General features: G+C 53.0%; 5 protein-coding genes. All 5 read right to left on the bottom strand.

Features of this window, described 5'->3' with window-relative positions:
* Positions 1-318: 318 nt before the first annotated feature.
* The gene (rpmA, locus tag B2Y11_RS01520; RefSeq protein ID WP_008859012.1) at positions 319-603 is read right to left on the bottom strand and encodes a 50S ribosomal protein L27; all 285 of its coding nucleotides are present in this window, start codon (positions 601-603) and stop codon (positions 319-321) included.
* A 5-nt stretch (positions 604-608) separates the two neighbouring features.
* On the bottom strand, positions 609-935 hold the full coding sequence (locus B2Y11_RS01515; RefSeq protein WP_008859011.1) for a ribosomal-processing cysteine protease Prp: 327 nt from the start codon (positions 933-935) through the stop codon (positions 609-611).
* The gene (gene rplU / locus B2Y11_RS01510; RefSeq protein ID WP_008859010.1) at positions 935-1,243 is read right to left on the bottom strand and encodes a 50S ribosomal protein L21; all 309 of its coding nucleotides are present in this window, start codon (positions 1,241-1,243) and stop codon (positions 935-937) included. Before rplU ends, B2Y11_RS01515 begins: the two co-directional genes overlap by 1 nt.
* A 1,108-nt stretch (positions 1,244-2,351) precedes the next feature.
* The gene (locus tag B2Y11_RS01505) at positions 2,352-3,230 is read right to left on the bottom strand and encodes an NAD(+)/NADH kinase (RefSeq protein ID WP_291055254.1); all 879 of its coding nucleotides are present in this window, start codon (positions 3,228-3,230) and stop codon (positions 2,352-2,354) included.
* Between the two features lie 4 nt (positions 3,231-3,234).
* Entirely contained in the window at positions 3,235-4,056 is an 822-nt protein-coding gene (locus B2Y11_RS01500; protein WP_291055251.1) for a TlyA family RNA methyltransferase, read from the bottom strand.
* Positions 4,057-4,576: the final 520 nt, after the last annotated feature.

Here is a 4,576-nt window from a genome sequence, read left to right as displayed (position 1 = left end):
ATACTATATAACTCCCGAGGGCGGGAGCCCGGAGCCCGTCCGGGAGGGGCGTCAGCCGGTCCCGGACAGAACCCTTGGCGCCCAGGGCCTGAGGCCCGGCGGCGCCATCAACCCTCGCGGCGAAAGACCACGGTCGGCCGACTAAATGGAAGGCCCTTTTATGGGCAGGCTAAGGGCCAACTTCGGCCGACTTGCACATCCTATGCAGGATGTGCACATCAACCTTCGGGAATACTGGAAAGCACCGTCCCGATCCCGACCTAGGCCCTCCGCAGAGCACAAAAAAAGAGCCGCAGTTTCCTGCAGCTCTTTCTGCTCTTAGTCTTCAACAGGATATACGCTGACCTGTCTCTTGTCTCTGCCAAGACGTTCGAAAGCAATTCTGCCTTCTGCAGTAGCAAAGAGTGTGTCATCCTTGCCGATCTTAACGTTCAGGCCGGGATGGAGATGAGTGCCTCTCTGGCGAACGATGATGTTGCCCGGTTTAGCAATCTGTCCTGCGTGCATCTTTGTGCCAAGGCGCTGCGCGTTGGAATCGCGGCCGTTGCTTGTGCTGGAAGCACCTTTATGATGAGCGAATAACTGAAGATCAAAAAGTAACATGAAATTCACCCCTTTATGTCTAGAATCTTTAAATGGCGGGGGTACCGGGTTTCTACAGCTCGAAGACCGTGAACCATGGTTTGAAAAAGAACCTGGCTTTTTTCATCCTCCGGTGTGGAAATCTCCACATGCATGAAACCGAAGTCGGAATCATAGGTTCCTTCTCTATGAAGCACATCTTCCAGGCCGCCGGCAGTTGTCAATGTAATGGCACTGACCGCGGCACAGATGAGATCATATTCCCCATCCTTTTCATAACCATCTGCGTGTCCATGAATGGAAAAGCCTCTGTACAGCCCTTTCCCATCATGAAGCATTTTTACAGTGATCATTATGCTTCGATTTTTTCAATCTTTACCTTTGTGAAAGGCTGACGATGACCCTGGCGGCGGCGGTAGTTGGACTTAGCCTTGTACTTGAAGATACGGATCTTGCGTTCCTTACCCTGTTCAAGAACCTTGCCTGTTACCTTGGCACCTGCTACGTTGGGCTGGCCAATCTTGACGTCATCTCCGGAAACCAGAAGGACCTCATCAAAAGTTACTTCAGCGCCTTCTTCAACGTCCAGTTTTTCGATGGAAATAACCTTGCCTTCTTCAACAACGTACTGTTTTCCACCTGTTTTGATAATTGCGTACATTTGTGCACCTCCTCTTTACTATACTCGCCGATGCAGGCAGCATTTCTGCATTTCCGAGAGCCTTATTCGTGCGGTTGCGTCATGGCACTTATGTACAATGACTTGACTATTATACAAAAAGAAATGGGGAATGTCAATAGTTGGATTTTAAAGTTCTTAAGTTTGACGGGCCTTTGGGCCCGAGGGTTGTGGATTGACGCCTTTGGCGGCAAGTAAAAAGGGGCGCGGCTGACGCCGCAGGTTGTGTAGAAGGGTTGTGTTTCAGGGGGCTGGAAAAGGTTCAAAGAGGAAGGTTGACGCCCGCTACGCGGGCGAAGGTTATGGCCTGCTGACGCAGGCGGGTTGTGTTCGCATGCGCTCAAGGGGCGACAGCCCTATCGGGCTGAGGGTGATGGATTGGATTGCCCTGCGGGCAATAAGTATAAAGTCAGCGTTACGGGAATGCCTTCCCGCCCTCATCGTCATTCTGACCCCAGGCGAAGAATCTCGGTCCAAGTCGCTTATGAGACAAATGCTATTAAATATTAGTCAGCGGGAAGGCTGCCGATTGGCAGTCAGGACGGCGTAGAGTGTCTTTTTAGCTTGCAGCGTCGTACACCCCTTCGCCACTTCGTGGCCCTCTTCACCGGTCAGTCAAGCAAAAGGTAGGCCCTTTTATGGGCAGGCTAAGGGCCACCTTTGACTGACTTGGAGACCCTATGCAGGGTCTCCGCCTAAAGGGGACGCAAGGACGTTACGGGATTTACTTTTCTGTGTCATATGACATGAAAACTATTCTGCTGATTGGCTCGCTGCGCTCGCCACCCCTTATCCGGCTGCGCCGGACTTTCCCCCATACGGGGGAAAGAATAGGCCTCTCTACGCTCTCCTGTAGAGTCATGTGGCACGTTGGTAAGCACCCATAGTCCCACCAGCGAAGCTGGGGGGAAGGTGGTGGCGCCAGCCACCAAAGGGGGCCGCATTTCCATCGGGCGTCAGCCCGGTTGTATGGTTTTCCTAGCTCACTAGCACACCAGCCCACTAGCCCACTAAATCGGTTTTATTAATACTGGCGCCCCTTCATTTTCAAAGGGCGCCCACCTTCACCCTTTGCACCCTCTGGCCCTTTTTACTTCCCGCAGTCTGCTACTTTTCTGACCAGTTTTCTTGTAATACTTCCGAAGAAGTCCTGGTCTTGGAAGCGGAGGAAGCGAATAGGTTTTTCCACGCTCTTTACGTAAAGGGTGTCTTTATTGGTGAAGGAGAAGGTGTAGGCGCCGTCCAGGGAGAGGGAAAGGTTCTTTTCTCTTTCCGGTACCCTAATTTTGACGATTTCATCCTTTCTGAGCACCATGGCGAAGCGCTGGAGGGTGTGGGCGCAGATGGGGACGATGATGATGCGGTCGTCGGAGGGGCCCAGCACCGGGCCGCCGCAGGAGAGGGAGTAGCCGGTGGAGCCGGTGGGCGAGGAAATAATGAGGCCGTCGGCGGCGTATTCCTGGATGAAACTGTCGTTGATGAAGAGGCGGAGGCGGGCGAGCTGGCCTATGGTTTCATGGCCCATGACTACGTCATTCAGCACATGGGGCAGTTCTTCCCGATGACCGTCTCCATGGACGATGGCAGGCGCCAGGAAAAGACGGTGTTCCTCCCGGTAACGGCCGGAGAGGATTTCATCCAGCCTTTTTTCCATATCCGAAAGGGTGATGGAATTCAGGAACCCCAGGTCTCCCAGATGGAGGCCGGCCATGAGTACATCATCATTCTGGAAGGTGCGGGCAGCACCAAGGAAGGAGCCGTCTCCTCCTACGGAAAGAATGAAGTCCCTTTGCCCCATCATTTCTTCCGTTTCATAGGTTTCTTCTGTAAATCCCATTTCCATGAGACCCTTTCTCATGGAAATGGGAAAGCTGTAGTCTATTTTTTTTAACCTGAGGAGGCCGGTCAGGGCCGTAAGGGCCTGCTTTAAATCTGCTTTCCCCAGGTTTGGGTAAATGCCAAATCTCATTCCCTTATCCTTTCAAGCCGGTATGGGCTTCTTCTACCACTTTTTCCACATCCGCCGATGTAATGTCCCTTTCGGGTTTCTCATTCTTCAGCCACGCCAGAAATTCGATATTTCCCGAGCCCCCTTTGATGGGAGAATAGGTAAGGCCATGGCAGTAGAGGTGCTCTTCCGCAAAGGCGGAAAGGGTGTCTTCGATGACTTCCCTGTGCACCTTGGGGTCCTTCACAATGCCACCCTTCCCCACTTTTTCCCGGCCCGCTTCAAACTGGGGCTTAATGAGAATCACCAGGGCCCCCTCCTCCTTCAGGATAGAATGGACGGCAGGAATGATTTTGGTGACGGATATAAAGGAAACGTCAGTGGAAATAAAATCCACCTTTTCGCCCAGAAGGTCGTCAGTGACCACCTTGATGTTCGTCCTTTCCATATTCACCACCTGGGGATTGCTCCGGAGCTTCCAGTCCAGCTGGTTCGTGCCCACATCGATGGCAAAGACCTTCGATGCCCCGTTTTGCAGGGCACAGTCCGTAAAACCGCCGGTGGAAGCGCCGATGTCGGCCATCACCTTGCCCTTCAGGTCGATGGAAAAGGTCTTCAGCGCCTTCTCCAGCTTAAAACCGCCCCGCCCCACATAGGGCATGACGTGGCCCTTGATGCGGAGCCTGGCATCCACAGGCACCTTCGTCCCTGCTTTGTCCACAGGCACATCATTCACCAGAATGATGCCTTCCATAATATGACGTTTTGCATTTTCCCGGCTTTCAAAAAATCCCTGCTCCACCAGGAGCACATCAAGCCGTTCTTTCTTTACTTTCTGGTTAGCCAATGTGGTACCTCTTTTTGAAAATTGACACACCTTTGGTGTGAGGGTTGACGGGGCTTCGCCCCGAGGGTTATGGCCGCCTTTCGGCGGCGGGTTGTGTTTGCTAGCGCTCAGGGGGCAACAGCGGCTCTGCCGCTGAGGGTGGTGGTGGCGGCAGAGCCGCAATTTTTAAAGTCAGCGTTACGAGACTGCCTTCCCGCCCTCATCGTCATTCTGAGCCGAAGGCGAAGAATCTCGGTCCAAGTCGCTTATGAGACAAATGCTATTAAATATTAGTCAGCGGGAAGGCTGCCGATTGGCAGTCAGGACGGCGTAGAGTGTCTTTTTAGCTTGCAGCGTCGTACACCCCTTCGCCACTTCGTGGCCCTCTTCTCCACAGGAAAGCATGTCACTGGATTCTCAGGTCGCTATCGCTCCCCTACGAATCCAGTTCCTTTGCCACCCTAAAGGGGACGCAGGGACGTTACGGGATTTGCTTTTCTGTGTCATAGGGCAAAATAACAATTCTGCTGATTGGCTCGCT

The sequence above is a fragment of the Dialister sp. UBA1703 genome, assembly GCA_002320515.1.
In the GTDB taxonomy this organism is placed as follows: Bacteria; Bacillota; Negativicutes; order Veillonellales; family Dialisteraceae; genus Dialister.
This window is presented reverse-complemented; position numbering and strand designations above follow the sequence as displayed.